The following is a 16,528-nucleotide window of genomic DNA, read 5'->3' as shown; positions in this document are numbered from 1 at the left end:
TCTAAACAAACATATTCAAATGCATTTTCAAATCATCAATCTTCATCTTAGCCATATCCACATTTTCACTACCACAACCAGGGATCACATACGCATAATATTTCAAATTAAACCCCTCTGCTATTTTCTTAAGCCAGTTTGTAGCAAGGCTTGCATGATCTCTATTTTGAGCTCCTTGAGTCATCACAAAAAACATTTTTGCGCCATTTTTAAATTTGCTTACCCTGTTAGCATCCTTTAAACAATACCATCTATCAAGAAACAGCTTCAGTTGACCACTGATAAAGCCGTAATAATTTGGAGAAATAACAATTAACAGATCAGCATCAACAAGCTCAGGTAAAATATCTTTCAAATCATCGTTTACCACACAAAAAGTGTTGTTCTTTCTGCAGCTAAAACAGGATTGACACCCCTTAAAAGTTAAGTCATTGAGATTAATAAGATTAGCTTCAGGATATTTTTCTAATAAACTGTTTGCAACAAAAGACGAGCTACCTTCTTTTCTTGGGCTTCCATTGATTATAAAAACCTTCATTGTATCTCCCTCAAAATATCGTTTGCTGCAATAATACCTGATGCATTTGCCTGAATAATCCCCCGTGTAATACCAGCGCCATCACCTACACAATATAGATTTTCAATATTTTGAGATCTCATATTTTTATCAATCCTGATACGCAATGAATAAAATTTAACCTCTACCCCATACATCAATGTATTTGGATCAGCCATACCAGGCATTACTGTATCAAGCTGCAACATTGTCTCCTTTAAATCTGTTAAGTACCTATAAGGCAAGACAAAAGACAGATCACCTGGCATAGCACTTTTTAGAGTAGGGACAACAAAGTTTTTTTCAATTCGCTTTACAGTCGACCTTCTACCTCTAAGAAGATCACCAAATCTTTGAACTATAACATTTCCACCACTTAGCATATTTGCAAGATTGGCAATATATCTACCATATTTAACAGGCTCTTTAAAAGGCTCTGTAAACTTTGTAGAAACAAGTAGTGCAAAATTGGTATTATTACTCTTTTTATTTTTATAAGAATGCCCATTTACTGTTAAAATATCACCATCATTTCTCTCTATGGCCACAAAACCACCAGGATTTACACAAAATGTTCTAACTTCATCTTCAAACTCTGTAGTGTAATATTTAATCTTAAACTCGTATAAATAGTTAGTAAAATGGTCAGTGACAGCCCTTGGAACCTCAACCCTAACCCCGATATCCACAGGGTTTATATCTGAATCTATCCCATATTTTTCTGCGATCTCCTGCATCCAAGCATTGCCACTTCTACCCACAGCTATAATCACTTTGTCATAATATTTTTTTGAATCATCGGCTAAAACAATACCTTTTATTTTACCACTTTCTACAATCAAATCCTTAACTGGTGTATTGCAATATACATTTATATTTTCCTCTTTTTCAAAAAGCTCATAAATCCTTTTTATAGCAAGTAAACAGTTGTCTGTACCAAGATGTCTAATTTTTGCTGCATACAATCTCAATTTATTTCTGCTACACTGATATTCCAAATCTTTTATCTTTTCATAATCACTTTTTGTATCAATCTCTGTCACACCACTAAACTTTACCCATATATCATCAGCCTCATCTATCAATTTTTCAAGCTCAGCTTCTGAAATATAATCGGTAAGCCAACCACCAAACTCTGTTGTTAAAGTAAGCTTGCCATCTGAAAAAGCTCCAGCACCACCAAAACCGCTCATTACCTCTTTTCTTGTTCTTTCAAGAATACTTTTACCTTTCTCATAAATATCTACAGAGATGTTTTTATTCTGTATCAGCTTATAAGCAGCAAACATCCCTGCGCTACCAGCACCTATTATGGCAACTTTCACCATTTCCCCCTAAATTTTCATGATTTTTGCATCAAAATTTTTGCCTTCGATCTCCAATATAGCATAAGAATTAAAATCTGTATATCGATTATTTGTTGGACTACCCGGATTTAAAAAGTGAACATCGCCAAGAACACCCCAAAAAGGCTTATGTGTATGGCCATAAACAATTAAATCCACACCTTCAAATTGATAAAGCAACCTATTTTCTAAACCAAAAGGTGCACCATCCCCATGTATCAAACCAACCTTTACCTCATCAAATTTAATAGTTCTCTTTTTTGGCATTAATGTCTCATCAAAAAATGGATCCATATTCCCTTTTACAGCATACACATTTGGGTTAATATGCTCAATCTGATGAATCGGCTTATACCCTATTACATCCCCAGCATGCAAGATTGCATCACAACGATTAAACTCTTCAATTAAGGATGAGGACAACTTATCTATGTCATCAGTATGTGTATCAGAAATAACCAAAATCCTCATAATAGCCTCCACAAAAGAAATACACTTTTTACCGCATTAATCAACAAAAAATTGAAATAAAAATCTACTTGTAAAAGTACTAATAAAATATAATATCATTAATATGGTTAAATTAATTATAGATAGTCTAAAAGCTTTACCTTTTTTTGAGGTACTAGAAGATTTAAGTGAATATGAGTTTTATTTTGTGGGTGGATTTGTTAGAGATGTATTGCTTGGCAAAAAGGCAAAAGATGTAGATTTAGTCCCATTTGGCATAGACTACAAAGATTTTGCCTGGCTTTTAAAAAAGAAACTGCAAGCAACATCTGTCCCTTTTAAAGATAATATAAGGTTGATTTTAAAAGATTTTGTTATCGATGTATCAAAGCCTCGAGGAAAAAATATTATTGAAGATCTTCAAAAAAGGGATTTTACAATAAATAATCTTGCTACTGACATAAAAGGAAATATTATCGGAGATACCAATGATTTAAAAAACAAAGTCATCAAATATGTTTATGAAGATGTTTTCAATGATGATCCTGTCAGGATTTTACGGGCTTTTAGATTTGTCTCTCAACTTGATTTTGATATAGAAAATAAAACCTTTGAAAAAATCTTTCGAGAAAAAAATCTGTTGAAAAATGCCCCTTTTGAAAGAATTTATGATGAACTGATTAAACTTTTAAAAGGTAAATCAAACTTTAAAGCCTTAAAATTAATGCAGCATAGTGAAGTGTTATTTACCCTTTTTCCAGAATTTAAAAATATAGAAGGCCTCCCGCAAGGGAAATACCACCAGGACTGTGCGCTCACCCACACTTTTAGAGTTGTAGAGAAAACAAGGGATATTACTGACAAATTAAACAAAAATGATGAAACAAAAAACATTTTGCTGTTATCTGCTTTTTTTCATGATGTGGGTAAAGCTGTAGCTGGCGAAAGAAATAATCATAAAAACTTTGTTGGGCATGAAGAAGAAAGTGCAAAAATTGCTGAAAAATATTTAAAAAAATTCCCTATTAAAAAAAAGAACTTAAAAGAAGTTTTACATCTTATAAAGAAACATACCAAAATTAGAATATATGCATCAGAGAAAGCAAAAGATAACACACTGAAAAGATTTATATATAATAATGCGGAACTTCTTGAGGAGATTATACTCTTTACACTTGCTGATAACCTTACAAAAGGGCATAATATCAACGATATTTATGAAACAATCATAAGAATCAGAAAACTATCTAAAGAGCTTGATTGGAGCAAAAAAGAGTTAATCAATGGAAATACTTTAATCGAATTAAATATCCCTGACAAAACAAAATACGCCACTATCTTAAAAGATGTTCACGAAAAACTTGTAATTGGGATACTCCCAACAAAAGAAGAAGCGATAAAATACATTTTAGATAGATATTTAAAATAAAAAAGGCGTCCCATAATAGGACGCAGAATATCTACTCTTCAGGGATACCCATCTTTTTTAAAAAAATCTCAAGTGGGCAAAAATTTGTAAAACCTGATTGAAACAGGTTTAAACCTACAAACAGCGTAAAAGCAAACCACCATTTATTTACGGTAAGTCCCAAAATCACGCTTATTGTAACAAACAATCCAGGGATTATTCTCATCAAAGCCTTAACAGTCATAATCTATACCTCCTGTTTATTAAAATATTTTACCATAAGTCTATGATAAAAATAGTAACTTAAAGGAATAATAACAAGTGTCAAAATTGTTGACACTACAGCACCAGTAATCAAAGATACACCAAGCCCTGCAAAAATTGGGTCAGGCAGCATAAACAATGCACCAGTAATAACTGCCACTGTGGTCAATACAACTGGCCTTGTTCTGATTGCACCTGCTTGCACCACAGCCTCTTTTATATCTTTCCCTTTTTCAAGTGCAGCTTCTGTAAAATCTATCAACAACACCGCATTCCTCACCATAATACCAGCAAGAGCAATAAATCCAATCATACTTGTAGCTGTGAAAAATTTACCAAAAATAAAGTGCCCTGGTATAATCCCAAGCAAGCTCAATGGAATAGGTATCATCATTATAATTGGTGTTGCAAAAGATTTAAACCATGCTACAAGCACAAAATACATAATCACAAGCACTGCAGCAAAAGCAAGCCCAAGGTCTCTAAATACTTCGTAAGTAATTTGCCATTCACCATCCCACTTTACACTTACATGGTCAGTTGTCTTAGGCTGATGAGTCCAGAGAAGTTTTACTGGCTCGCCGTTATAAGTAATATTTTTTATCTCCTTATTCATTTTCAAAATCGCATACACAGGGCTTTCCTCTTTACCTGCTACATCACCAGTCACATAAATAACAGGCTGTAAATTTTTGTGATAAATTGCTTTCTCTTTTGTTTTCTCTTTGATATGCACAAGCTCGCTCAAAGGAACAGGCTTTCCAGCCATAGAAATCAAGTTTATATTTTTTATAGCACTTAAAATATTCCTTTCACTCTCAGGCAGTTTCAAAATTATATCCACATCTTCTCTGTCAAATCCAGTATGGATAATACCGACCTTCATCCCTTTTAGAGCCATGTATAAAGTTTTTGATACCATCTCAGTGGAAATACCTGTCAAAGCAGCTTTTTCTTTATCCACATCAAACACATACTCTTTCATGTCATCTTCTACATACCAGTCAACATCCACAACTCCGTCAGTCTTTTCAAAAATCTCTTTTATTTTCTTAGCAACTTCCAACCTTGCCTTTTCATTTGGCCCATACACTTCTGCAACAAGAGTAGATAGCACCGGTGGGCCAGGTGGAACCTCTGCTATTTTCACATTTGCATTATATTTCTTTGCAATTTCTTGAATTGGCTCACGAATCAGCTTTGCAAGGTCGTGGCTCTTTAGTTGTCTTACTGTTTTATCAACAAAATTTACCTGAATATCAGCTACATTGTTGCCTCTTCTAAGAAAATAGTGTCTTACAAGGCCATTGAAGTTATAAGGTGCTGCAATACCAGCATAAATCTGATAGTTTTCCACCTCTTTTACTGTTGCAAGATAATTTCCTATTTCTGAGGCTACCTTAGCAGTCTCTTCTAATGGTGTCCCTTCTGGCATATCTATGATTACCTGTAATTCGTTTTTGTTATCAAAAGGGAGCATCTTCATTACAACAAGCTTTGTAGGTATAAACATAAAAGCACCTATAAACAAACCAAGCATTACTACTGTTAATAACAATCTAAGAGAAAGTTTATCTATCAGTGGAATAAGTATGTGACTATAAATCTTGTAAAGCTTTGTCTGTTTTACATACTCTTCTTCATCCACATCCCCTTCTACCTTAGTGTGACCAGCAAGCAGTTTATATGATAACCAAGGTGTCACAATTAAAGCCACAAGAAGTGAGAAAATCATAGCAAGAGATGCCCCAATTGGCATAGGTTTCATATAAGGCCCCATAAGCCCTCTAACAAATGCCATAGGGTAAATAGCCACAATAACTGTAATTGTAGCAAGGATAGTAGGGTTGCCCACTTCACCCACTGCAAGTATTGCCCGCTTTAGCAGATTTTTATTGGATATCTTAAAATGCCTTTCCATATTTTCAACAACGATGATAGCATCATCCACCACAAGACCTGCAACAAATATTAGGGCAAAAAGTGTCACCCTGTTTAATGTGTAGTCAAACATGTAATAAACAAAAAGTGTCAGAGCAAAAGTAACTGGTAACGCCACAAATACTACAAAACCAGCTCTCCACCCCATTGTAAGAGTCATAACAATAATAACAGCAAGGATAGCTCCCAATAAGTGCTCAATGAGTGTTTTAACCTTCTCATAAGCCGTATCACCATAATTTCTAGTAACTGTAACTTTCACATCCTCAGGGATGATAGTTTTCTTCAATGTTTCAAGTTTATCCAAAATATGCTCAGCTACTACAACTGAGTCGCTACCTTTTCTTTTTGAAATAGATATTGTTACCGCATTATAAAGATTTGGAGATATCTTTTCATTGAAACCGATTAAAACATAGTTATCTGGTATCTCTGGTGCATCGCTTACTTTTGCAACATCTTTTAAATAAACAGGTTTGCCATTATAAACGCCTACTACAAGATTTTTAACATCTTCTACACTCTGAAAAAAACCGCCCGCTCTAATATAAAAAGTTTTATTGTTGGCTGTAATCTCACCAGAGTTTAGGGACTGATTGGACATATTCAATGCGCCATAGAGTCTAAAAAGGTCAAGGTTATATGATTTAAGAGCTGTAATATCAGGCTCAATCCTCACAACCCTTTTGTATCCACCAATTATAGATGTTTCTGAAATGTCAGGGATTTCTTTTAATCTTTGCTCCACCTCAGCAGCTATCCTTCTAAGTGTATATGAATCATACTTTTCTGACCAAAATGTCAGTGCAACCTGAGGGACATCATCAATAGATCTCTTCTTAATTATCGGCATCATTACGCCTTGAGGCATCCTATCCATATTGTAATCAATCTTGGTTTTCAGCTTAGTTATACTTTCTTCTTCATTTTCACCCACTTTAAACCTAACTACTACCATCCCCATATCATTCATCGCTGTCCCATAGACATATTCTACACCAGGGATTTCCCACATCAGCTTTTCAAGTGGCTCTACAACAACTTTTTCCACATCTTTTGCACCAGCTCCAGGATAAGGAACAAATATATCCACCATAGGAACCACTATCTGTGGCTCCTCCTCTTTTGGAGTCATAATCACAGAAACTATACCGATAAAAAGTGCTGCAATAATTAAAAGTGGTGTAATTTTTGAGCGCAAAAATGCCTTTGCTACCCTTTCTGCAATACCATATTTTAATTCTTCAATCTCTTCATCAACATTTATTTCACAGGCTTCCACTTCCTGATTTTTATCTTTTAACTCTTTATCTTTTTCCATCATTTACCCCTCCAGGATATCTCCTGCATTTAATTTATCAGCATTTTCGATAACGATTCTCTCACCAGGCTTTAATCCACTAAGAATTTCGATTCCATCTTCAAATTTTCTGCCTGTTTTTACAATTCTGAGCTCTGCTTTACCATTTTTATCCACAAAAACTATTTCCAACTGCCCTCTTTTAACAACTGCATTTTCTGGGACAACAATCACATCATCCATATCACCTTTAACCTGCACTTTTGCATACATCCCAGGAACGCAAGCATCACAACCAGTAAGTTTAATTTTGAAATTTCTAGTAGCTGGATCAACATCAGGACTTATTTCCAACACTTTAGCACCATAACCTTTATTGATAGCAGGGATGAAAACATTTACATTATCACCCACTTTAATTTTATTTAAAACCCCTTCATTTACAAAGGCATAAACAACTGTCTTTTTAGAACCTATTTTCAAAAGAGGTGCGCCAGGTGCTGCAAGATTACCAATATCAGTTTTTTTCTCTAAAACGATTCCATCAAAAGGAGCTTTGATTTCTGTGTATGATAAATAAGTGTTTACTTCTGATAGCGCAGCCAAAGCCTGCTCTCTTTTAATCTTTACTTGCTCATATTTCTCTTTAGCAAGATTCAAATTTTTCTCCGCAAGTTCTAAAGAAGCTTTTGCCATTTTGTATTTAGCTTCTACTTCGTCAAATTCTTGCTGACTTACACTTTCATTTTTTAATAAATTTTGAAATCTTTTATATGTTTTCTCCGCTAATTCAAATCCAGCTTTTGCTTGTTCATATTGCCTTTTTGCCATTTCAATGCCAAGTTCTGCTTGCTTTAAACCATTATCTGCTTCTTTGACCGATGCGAAAGCAAATCTTTTTTTATCTTCAAGCTCTTTACTTTTTAATTTTATCAATAAATCACCTTTTTTAAATGTTTCACCTTCTTGCACATAAATCTTTTCCACATACCCAACAACTTTTGGCATTAAAAATGTAGTAGTATCACTAAAAACTGTACCGCTAAAAGTATCCATGTCAGCTATTTTCTTCTTGGTAACCATAGAAATTTTTACATTAACTTTTTTTGGAGTATAAATACTCTCTTCCTTTTTAGCTTCTTTTCCAGATGAACAGGATATAGCAAAAAAAGCTATCAAAACAAGAAGTGCATACAACTTTCTCATTATCTATCCTCCTAAATTTTTATTTTATCATTCCGATTGCAAACATAAGCTTCGCCTTATCCACAATCAAACTGTATTCAGCCATAAGCAAGCGAAGCTCAGCCTCCTTTACTTCTACCTCTCTATCAAGAAGCTCTGTAACTTTGGCTAACCCTTCTTTAAATCTGTTTTCTGTAATCTTTAAAGCTTCATAAGCTTTTTCCACCTGCTTTTTTGCAGCTTCAAGTTTCTTTTCTGACGCTTTTAATGAATAGTAAGCTTCTTTAACTTCACTTTTTATTTGAAATTTTAAGTCAGCTATCTTATTTAAAAGTGATAAATAATTTGATTTACTTTCCCTTACTTTGTTATAATCTGAAAAACCGTTGAATAGATTGAGTTTTGCATAAGCTCCTACTGTAAAACCTGTCCCAGCATCACCAAAAATTTTGTCATCATTTTGCTTATAATTTGCAAATAGTGCTACTTCAGGTAAAAAAGAACTTTTTGCTTTTTTTACCTCATAATCATTAATTTTTAAATAATGTTTATATGCTTTTAGGTCTTCTCTGTTTGCTAAAGCCAATTTTATATAATCATCAAGACTTCTATCTAAATTTATATCAGTTTCACTCCAGATAATATCAACATCTTCATCAACATTTAATAAACGCTGTAAATAACTCTTTGATACTTCCACCTGTTTTTCAGCATCTTTAATAGCTGCTTCATTCATCAATAAGTAGCTTTCTGCTACCAACAAATCACTTTTGACTATCATACCATTCTTGTAAAAATCTTGCGCCATCTCATAATATCTTTTGGTGCGCTCAAGAGATTTCTTCGTCACATCTAAAGCTTTTTTGGATAAACCCACAGCATAAAATGAACGATAAGTATTAAAAAGGACATTATCTTTCACTCTCGATAATTTGTACTCACTTGCTTTTTCTAGCTCTTTTGCCTGTTTTATCCCAAAAAAGATTTTACCATTCATAAAGATAGGCTGAATTATTTCTACTTTTGTTTCAAAATTCGTAACATTTTCAGGGTTTTTTAATTGTGTTGCAAAATATTGCATATCAAATCTACCTTGAGCCATTTTTGCAAAAGCAGCAGTTGCTGGTTCATCACTTCTCATATAAGTTTCCGAAATATTTAATTTTGGTAGATAAGCACCATACGCTTGGTATTTCTTATACTTTGCTGATTTTGCTTCCATTTCGTAAGCTTTAATGAGGCTATTATTTTCAAGTACCAATTTTTTTGCTTCATCAAGGGTTAAAACTTTTGCAAAAATGTTACTGCTTAATATTAAGGTTAAAAGTAATACCAAAAGCGATTTTTTCATATCTATTCCTCCAACAAAATGTCTAAAACTCTTTTTATTTTATCATCTACCACTTTGTAACAAATACTACTCCCTTCTCTTTCTCCATGTACAATACCTGCATTTTTTAAAAGACTTAAGTGCCTGCTAATGATTGCTTGAGGTACTTCTAACATCTCAGCCATTTTAGTCACATTACACTCTTTTCTGCTAAGTCCATGTACAAGTTTTAGCCTAACAGGGTGTCCAAGAACTTTTAATTTCTCTGAATAAATCTCATATACGTCCATATTCACACCTCCAAAATTACGTATATATAAATATATGTATATATGTAAATGTCAATAGGTTTCTTAAATAATTTTTTATTGATTTCTTAATAATTGTGTGTTAGAAGTTTCTTCCCAAAACGCACGCCCGTCAAACAGGTATCTGGCGAGTGTCAGCAAAAGCTGATGCCAATACCCAGGGCGGAGGAATAACAAATAAGGAGGAAGTATGTCTTACATTTCAATCAAAAACCTACTTGAAGCAGGTGTGCACTTTGGCCACCAAACAAAAAGATGGAATCCAAAGATGCAAAAATACGTCTTTGGAAAGAAAAATGGTATCTACATAATTGATCTGCAAAAAACAGTTCAATGTTTTAACCAGGCTTACGAATTCATCAGAGACATGGTTAAAGGTGGTGCTTCAGTACTTTTTGTGGGCACAAAAAAACAAGCTCAAGAAGCAATCAAAGAAGCAGCTGAAAAATGTCAAAGCTTTTACGTAAACAACAGATGGTTAGGTGGTACATTAACAAACTTTAACACAATTAAAACCCGTATTCAGAGATTGAAAGAATTAGAAGAGATGTTTAACTCTGACTATATTAAGAACTACACTAAGAAAGAAGCAGCAAGACTTAAAAGGGAATACGAAAAATTAAAAAAGAATCTTTATGGTATTAAAGATATGCAGGAAATCCCTGATATACTTTTTATTATTGACATAAAAAGGGAAATGAACGCAGTGCTTGAAGCAAGAAAATTGGGTTTGCCAATAGTTGCGATTGTAGATACAAATTGTGATCCAGACCTTGTAGATTTTCCAATCCCTGGTAACGATGATGCAATTCGTGCTTGTCAACTCATTGCGGGTAGAATTGCTGACGCAGTTCTTGAAGGTAAGCAGTTACGCGAAGAAGAATTATTAGAAGAGGTTAGGGCAGCAGCCAACCAAAATGAAGAAGATGATGATATCCCTGTTGATGAAATAGTAGAAAGCGAAGAAGCAGAAGAAAAAGAAGAAGCTAAGGAGGAGTAATAATGGCTCAAATAACAGCAGCATTAGTAAAAGAATTAAGAGAAAAAACTGGCGCAGGGATGATGGACTGTAAAAAAGCCCTGCAAGAAACAGATGGTAATATAGAAAAAGCTATCGAATATTTAAGAAAGAAAGGGCTTGCAGATGCAGCTAAAAAAGCTGGAAGAGTTGCTGCAGAAGGTTTGGTAGCCTCATACATCCACGGTGGTGGAAAAATAGGGGTTTTAGTTGAAATAAACTGTGAAACAGATTTTGTTGCAAGAACCGATGAGTTTAAAGAGCTTTGCCATGACATAGCTATGCATATTTGTGCTTCAAACCCTCTTTATGTATCAAAAGAGGAAGTTCCTCAAGAAGTTATAGACAAAGAAAAAGAGATTTATATAGCAAAAGCTAAAGAGCAGGGAAAACCAGATCATATAATTGAAAAAATTGTTGAAGGACAGGTGAGAAAATATCTAGAAAGCATCTGTCTTTTAGATCAACCATTTGTAAAAAACCCTGATTTGACTGTATCTCAATATATAGCTGAAAAAATCGCTAAAATAGGCGAAAATATAAAAGTTAGAAGATTTGTAAGATATCAACTGGGTGAGGGTATCGAAAAAAAGCAGGAAAATTTTGTGGAAGAGGTAATGAAGCAAGCAAAGGGGAACTAAATTACTGCCCAATAGAAGTTTCTTTTAATATATTGTCAAAGCTAAAAAAGCTGCAGTCCTAACTGCAGCTTTTTTTTATTTCATAGAATAATATAAAATCCCCAAATATTCTTTGATTACTTTTGAAATTGTATGTAAATTAGAAGCTACCGGTAAAAAATCCACAAAATTATATTTTTTATCAATCTTTTTATCCACCAAAACAACACAACTATTTATTCCATGTTTTTCAAACAACATCTTGCTTCTCATTGCATGATATCCTGAAGTAATGAGAAGGACTTTATTAAAATTGTTTGCAGCAATAATTTTCTTAACAAAAGTAGCATTTTCATTTGTATCTTTACTTGTATCATCAATAAAAATTTCACCATCAAATCCTAAATTGAGAAGTTTATTTCTCATTATCAATGATTCCGGCTCTAAATTTTTAAAAACTTTGCCACCTGAAAGAATAATCGGTTTATTTGCTTTTTTGGCAATAAGATAACCCTCTACCAATCTTTTCAAAGAATCCTCTTTTAACTCACCATCAGCATAAACACCCCCACCCAATATTACTACAGCATCAAAGTCACTGCATTTCTTATCTTCAAACTTTACAATAAGAGGGTAAAGTAAAATATCTTTTGTTGGGCTAATTGATAGAAAATAAATTATTAAAGCTGAAAAAATTAAAAACCTTTTGATTAATTTTTCTTTTGTCAAAAAAGCTAATATCAAATTGATTAAAATAAAAACACCTGGTGGTATCAAAAAATATGTAATAAATTTCTTTACAATAAACATATTATAAAATTTTTATATTTTCTACACCTGGGATAGATTTAATCTTAGTTATTAATCTATTAAGCTGATTTTTATCATTAACTTCAACACTAAATACCTGTCTTGCTTTCCCCTTCATTATTGGTCTTGCAGAGAACTCAACAATGTTTATACCCATATCCTTTATCACATTTGCAATTTCACTCAGTATTCCAGGTCTATCCTCAGTAATAGAATCAATTTTAACAGACATTTTAAAATTTTTATCCACATTCCACTGAACATCAATTACTCTGTTTTCATCAATTGCTATGTTTTTAAAATTCTTACAGTCTTCTTTATGGACAACAATCCCTCTTCCTCTTGTGATATACCCTTTTATCTTATCACCTGGCAACGGTTTGCAACATTGAGCAATCTTTATCATCATATCTTCAATACCGTCTATTATGAAAGGATCTTTTCTATGTGTTCTCTTTGATATCTGAGGAGTTGTAGTCTCATCTTTTTTTGAAAAAAGATGCACTACTTGCTTAGGAGAAAGCCTGCCATACCCTACAGATTTTATTAAATCATCATAATCTCGTAAGCTAAATTTTTCTAATATTTTATTCAAATTGCTTTTATCTTTTACAATATCATCAAAAACAAGATTATTCTCTTTAAATATTTTGTCTAAAAGTTGCTTACCAATCTCCAAAGCTTTATCTTCTTCTTTCTTGCGCAAATAACTTCTTATTCTAGTTTTTGCTCTATTTGTTTTGACAATATTCAACCAATCTCTACGAGGCTCTTGATTTGGAGATGTTAAAATTTCAACCTTTTCACCATTTTTCAACTTATACTTTAGAGATACCATCCTTCCATCAACTTTTGCTCCTACACAACGATGCCCCACTTCTGTATGTATTGCATAAGCGAAATCAATAGGTGTAGAACCAACTGGCAACTCTACAATATCCCCATTTGGAGTAAAAACATAAATCTGTATTGGCAATACATCCTCTTTTAATGCCTCTACAAACTCTTTTGGATCTTTGAGATCTTTCTGCTCTAAAAGTTGTCTCAGCCAAATAAATGTAGTATCCTCTTTAGGATCAAATACTTTACCCTCTTTATACTTCCAGTGAGCAGCAATACCCTCTTCTGCTATTCTATGCATTTCATAAGTTCTAATTTGAAATTCAACCTTCATACCTCTTGGACCAATTACTGTAGTATGTAAAGACTGATACATATTAGATTTTGGCATAGCTATATAATCTTTAATCCTCCCCTGAATTGGCTTCCATAGATTGTGAATAATCCCCAACACCGCATAGCATTCACCCACAGTGTTAACCAACACTCTTAAAGCAAGCAAATCATAAATTTCATCAAAAGATGTTTTTTTACGTATCATTTTAGTATATATACTATAAAAGTGCTTAGGCCTTCCAGTAACCTCTGCTTTTATCCCTTCTTTCTCTAAAACTTCTTTAACTATATTGATAACCTCTTTTAAATACTGCTCCCTTTCACTTCTTTTAAGTTTAACTTTATTATAAATGTCATAATAAGCTTCAGGATTTAAAATTCTAAAAGATAAATCTTCCAGCTCCCACTTTATCCATGCAATACCTAACCTATGAGCAAGTGGAGCATATATTTCAAGAGTCTCCTTTGCTATCCTTTTCTTCTTTTCTTCAGGGAGAAAATTTATTGTCCTCATATTATGGAGTCTATCTGCAAGCTTTATAACAATAACTCTGATATCCTTAGACATGGATATCAGCATTTTTCTAAAAGCTTCAGCTTGCTTCTCTTCGTGAGATTTAAAATTTATCTTTCCAATTTTTGAAACACCATCAACTAAAAAAGCTACATCCTCACCAAATAGGTTTACAAGCTCTTCATAGGTAGCATCTGTATCTTCTAAAGTATCATGCAAAAGCCCAGCAACCACGGTATCAAGATCCATATTCATTTCAGCTAATATGTAAGCCACATTTAATGGATGAGAAAGGTATGGTTCTCCACTTTTTCTAAGCTGGCCTCGATGCTTTGTTGCTGCATATACATAAGCCTTGTGAAGTTTTTCAAGATCAGTAATACCATTTTTAACAAGCTTTTCTTGAATATCTAATAATCTGACGGTTTTTTTATCTTCAGGCATATTATGCTCTTTTAAAATCCTTAATCTTCAATAATATCGATCTATCCCCAAACCACTGATTAATTTCTGGGGTGAATAAAATATCAAATTTATCATAATTTTTCAAAAAATATTTATATTCTTTCATATTATAACCAACAATCTCAAAAATATACCCATCTTTTTCAACAAAACCACGAACATGGCTTCTATCCCTACCTGTAAAACCAAACTGCTGGTACTTTCTAACCCTTTTTAAACAAAAAACAGGTTCAGGATTTCCTTGTCCAAAAGGTTTCATTCTCTCTATCCAGTTCATCAAATCCATATTAATATCTTTGGGCTCTACAATTGCATCTATCACAATAGAAGACTTTTCAGAACCTACATCTCTATATTTCCTTACCAACTCATGAAATCTTTTTTGTAATACCTTAATATCTCTTTCATAAAGCTGTAATCCAGCAGCATATTTATGCCCTCCAAATTTCAAAAAAAGATCCGACAGCTCTTGTAAACAATCATATAGATGGAAATCAGATATACTTCTTGCAGAACCTTTCCCTATTCCGTTTTCCACTGAAATCACAATGGTTGGTTTATTATATTTTTCTGCAACTCTTGAAGCCACTATGCCAATAATCCCAGGATGCCATCTATCTGAAAATAAAACCATTCCTGCATATTTATTTGCAAGTCCTAATTTTTCAATTTTATTAAAGGTATCATTTAATATTTTCTTTTCCATTTCTTGACGATATCTATTTTCTATATCTAATTCTTCAGCAAGCCATCTTGCTTCATTTTTATTTTTAGTAATTAATAATTTTACCCCTCTATCGCTTTCCCCCAATCTTCCAACAGCATTTATTCTTGGTGCTAACACATAGCCAACATGGGATACTTCAATGTTAGTATTCAAAAGCCCTGTAACACGCTTTAGCTCTTGTAATCCGATCCTAACATCTTTCTTAGATAAAACTTTTAGTCCATGTTTTACAAAGATTCTATTTTCATCAACCATAGGAACCACATCTGCAATTGTCCCAAGAGCCACTATATCAAGATATTTTTTCAAGTTGGGTATCTTATCTTTAAAAAAATTATTTAAAGATAAAGAATATCTCAAAGCCATTATAAACTTAAATGCTACACCAACACCTGATAGATGTTTAAACTTATACTCATCTCCAGGTTGTAAAGGGTTTAGGATGCTGTGAGCTTCAGGTAAACTTTCAAGAGGCTTATGATGATCTGTTATGATTACATCCATACCAATGTTTTTCGCAAATTTTATTTCATCTAATGCCGTTATTCCACAATCAACTGTAATTAATAACTCAACACCTCTAGCTCTCAGTTCATTGATAGCCTCTTTATTTAAGCCATACCCTTCTTCAATTCTATTTGGGATATAATAACCCACATTTGCTCCTACTTCTTTTAAAAAGAGGTAGATAAGTGCAGTTGAAGTAACACCATCAACATCATAATCGCCATATACACAAATCTTTTCACCAGAAATGATAGCTTCATAAACCCTTCTTACAGCTTTTTCCATATCTTTCATATGAAAAGGGTTTTTAAGACTCTGCAAAGGTGTATTGAAAAAAGCGTGCAGATCATCAGATGTTAGTATCCCTCTTTTAAACAAAGTTACACCGATAGGTAGAGGTAGTCGCCACTTATCAATAAGATCAAAGAGTTTCTCAATATTTACCTCTTCAATCAGCCATTTATATTTTACTGTTTCACCTATTTCTTTAAGCATATCCCTTCATCTTCCCTTTAGATATTATGATATAGATATTTACCTTCTAAATCAATAAGATTATCATAATAGGCTTTTGCTACAATTAAAACATCGATTATTATTAAT

The 16,528-nt window shown here is 33.2% G+C and carries 14 protein-coding genes; 3 read left to right on the top strand and 11 right to left on the bottom strand.

The window, feature by feature from the left end:
• Position 1 precedes the first annotated feature (1 nt).
• From DEFDS_RS00300 to DEFDS_RS00290, 3 genes are read right to left on the bottom strand one after another with little or no spacing between them, the layout of a single operon-like run.
• Complete coding sequence (locus tag DEFDS_RS00300; RefSeq protein ID WP_013006820.1) at positions 2-538, bottom strand: flavodoxin family protein; 537 nt, start codon at positions 536-538, stop codon at positions 2-4.
• Positions 535-1,884, bottom strand: a complete 1,350-nt coding sequence (locus tag DEFDS_RS00295) for an NAD(P)/FAD-dependent oxidoreductase (protein WP_013006819.1) — start codon at positions 1,882-1,884, stop codon at positions 535-537. The genes DEFDS_RS00300 and DEFDS_RS00295 overlap by 4 nt, the downstream gene beginning before the upstream one ends.
• 6 nt (positions 1,885-1,890) lie before the next feature.
• A complete protein-coding gene (locus DEFDS_RS00290) occupies positions 1,891-2,373 on the bottom strand; it encodes a metallophosphoesterase family protein (RefSeq protein WP_013006818.1) in 483 nt (160 codons plus the stop codon).
• A gap of 103 nt (positions 2,374-2,476) precedes the next feature.
• Between DEFDS_RS00290 and DEFDS_RS00285 the strand changes: the two genes are divergently transcribed.
• A complete protein-coding gene (locus DEFDS_RS00285) occupies positions 2,477-3,781 on the top strand; it encodes an HD domain-containing protein (RefSeq protein ID WP_013006817.1) in 1,305 nt (434 codons plus the stop codon).
• Positions 3,782-3,812: 31 nt separating this feature from the next.
• Here DEFDS_RS00285 and DEFDS_RS00280 read toward each other — a convergent pair whose 3' ends face one another.
• From DEFDS_RS00280 to DEFDS_RS00260, 5 genes are read right to left on the bottom strand one after another with little or no spacing between them, the layout of a single operon-like run.
• Entirely contained in the window at positions 3,813-4,004 is a 192-nt protein-coding gene (locus DEFDS_RS00280) for a YgaP family membrane protein (protein WP_013006816.1), read from the bottom strand.
• Between the two features lie 3 nt (positions 4,005-4,007).
• The gene (locus tag DEFDS_RS00275; protein WP_013006815.1) at positions 4,008-7,289 is read right to left on the bottom strand and encodes an efflux RND transporter permease subunit; all 3,282 of its coding nucleotides are present in this window, start codon (positions 7,287-7,289) and stop codon (positions 4,008-4,010) included.
• On the bottom strand, positions 7,290-8,471 hold the full coding sequence (locus tag DEFDS_RS00270; RefSeq protein WP_013006814.1) for an efflux RND transporter periplasmic adaptor subunit: 1,182 nt from the start codon (positions 8,469-8,471) through the stop codon (positions 7,290-7,292).
• A 19-nt stretch (positions 8,472-8,490) separates the two neighbouring features.
• Positions 8,491-9,801 (bottom strand): TolC family protein, encoded by a 1,311-nt coding sequence (locus DEFDS_RS00265; RefSeq protein ID WP_013006813.1) that lies wholly within the window; start codon positions 9,799-9,801, stop codon positions 8,491-8,493.
• A gap of 2 nt (positions 9,802-9,803) precedes the next feature.
• Entirely contained in the window at positions 9,804-10,070 is a 267-nt protein-coding gene (locus tag DEFDS_RS00260; RefSeq protein WP_013006812.1) for an ArsR/SmtB family transcription factor, read from the bottom strand.
• Positions 10,071-10,278: 208 nt separating this feature from the next.
• Between DEFDS_RS00260 and rpsB the strand changes: the two genes are divergently transcribed.
• Positions 10,279-11,088, top strand: coding sequence for a 30S ribosomal protein S2 (gene rpsB, locus DEFDS_RS00255; RefSeq protein ID WP_013006811.1), 810 nt, complete (start codon positions 10,279-10,281; stop codon positions 11,086-11,088).
• Positions 11,089-11,090: 2 nt separating this feature from the next.
• A complete protein-coding gene (gene tsf, locus DEFDS_RS00250) occupies positions 11,091-11,747 on the top strand; it encodes a translation elongation factor Ts (RefSeq protein WP_013006810.1) in 657 nt (218 codons plus the stop codon).
• A 75-nt stretch (positions 11,748-11,822) separates the two neighbouring features.
• Here tsf and DEFDS_RS00245 read toward each other — a convergent pair whose 3' ends face one another.
• Genes DEFDS_RS00245 through recJ form a run of 3 tightly spaced genes read right to left on the bottom strand, consistent with a single transcriptional unit; the run spans position 11,823 to position 16,420 of the window.
• A complete protein-coding gene (locus DEFDS_RS00245) occupies positions 11,823-12,536 on the bottom strand; it encodes a YdcF family protein (protein ID WP_013006809.1) in 714 nt (237 codons plus the stop codon).
• Position 12,537: 1 nt separating this feature from the next.
• Positions 12,538-14,670 carry a RelA/SpoT family protein gene (locus tag DEFDS_RS00240; protein WP_013006808.1) on the bottom strand — a complete coding sequence of 711 codons (2,133 nt, stop codon included), beginning with the start codon at positions 14,668-14,670 and terminating at the stop codon, positions 12,538-12,540.
• A 1-nt stretch (position 14,671) separates the two neighbouring features.
• Positions 14,672-16,420: a single-stranded-DNA-specific exonuclease RecJ gene (recJ, locus tag DEFDS_RS00235; RefSeq protein ID WP_013006807.1), complete on the bottom strand. Its 1,749-nt coding sequence runs from the start codon at positions 16,418-16,420 to the stop codon at positions 14,672-14,674.
• Positions 16,421-16,528 lie beyond the last annotated feature (108 nt).

It is taken from the genome of Deferribacter desulfuricans SSM1, assembly GCF_000010985.1.
Classification (GTDB): domain Bacteria; phylum Chrysiogenota; class Deferribacteres; order Deferribacterales; family Deferribacteraceae; genus Deferribacter; species Deferribacter desulfuricans.
The sequence above is the reverse complement of the archived record's forward strand: the minus strand, read 5'-3'. Positions and strand labels throughout refer to the sequence as shown.

Excerpts from the sequence above, each read along its gene's own strand:
- DEFDS_RS00285 (WP_013006817.1), top strand. The coding sequence starts at position 2,477 with ATGGTTAAATTAATTATAGATAGTCTAAAAGCTTTACCTTTTTTTGAG.
- DEFDS_RS00290 (WP_013006818.1), bottom strand. The coding sequence starts at position 2,373 with ATGAGGATTTTGGTTATTTCTGATACACATACTGATGACATAGATAAG.
- DEFDS_RS00265 (WP_013006813.1), bottom strand. The coding sequence starts at position 9,801 with ATGAAAAAATCGCTTTTGGTATTACTTTTAACCTTAATATTAAGCAGT.
- DEFDS_RS00295 (WP_013006819.1), bottom strand. The coding sequence starts at position 1,884 with ATGGTGAAAGTTGCCATAATAGGTGCTGGTAGCGCAGGGATGTTTGCT.
- DEFDS_RS00300 (WP_013006820.1), bottom strand. The coding sequence starts at position 538 with ATGAAGGTTTTTATAATCAATGGAAGCCCAAGAAAAGAAGGTAGCTCG.
- recJ (WP_013006807.1), bottom strand. The coding sequence starts at position 16,420 with ATGCTTAAAGAAATAGGTGAAACAGTAAAATATAAATGGCTGATTGAA.
- DEFDS_RS00280 (WP_013006816.1), bottom strand. The coding sequence starts at position 4,004 with ATGACTGTTAAGGCTTTGATGAGAATAATCCCTGGATTGTTTGTTACA.
- DEFDS_RS00275 (WP_013006815.1), bottom strand. The coding sequence starts at position 7,289 with ATGATGGAAAAAGATAAAGAGTTAAAAGATAAAAATCAGGAAGTGGAA.
- DEFDS_RS00245 (WP_013006809.1), bottom strand. The coding sequence starts at position 12,536 with ATGTTTATTGTAAAGAAATTTATTACATATTTTTTGATACCACCAGGT.
- tsf (WP_013006810.1), top strand. The coding sequence starts at position 11,091 with ATGGCTCAAATAACAGCAGCATTAGTAAAAGAATTAAGAGAAAAAACT.
- DEFDS_RS00240 (WP_013006808.1), bottom strand. The coding sequence starts at position 14,670 with ATGCCTGAAGATAAAAAAACCGTCAGATTATTAGATATTCAAGAAAAG.
- DEFDS_RS00270 (WP_013006814.1), bottom strand. The coding sequence starts at position 8,471 with ATGAGAAAGTTGTATGCACTTCTTGTTTTGATAGCTTTTTTTGCTATA.
- rpsB (WP_013006811.1), top strand. The coding sequence starts at position 10,279 with ATGTCTTACATTTCAATCAAAAACCTACTTGAAGCAGGTGTGCACTTT.
- DEFDS_RS00260 (WP_013006812.1), bottom strand. The coding sequence starts at position 10,070 with ATGGACGTATATGAGATTTATTCAGAGAAATTAAAAGTTCTTGGACAC.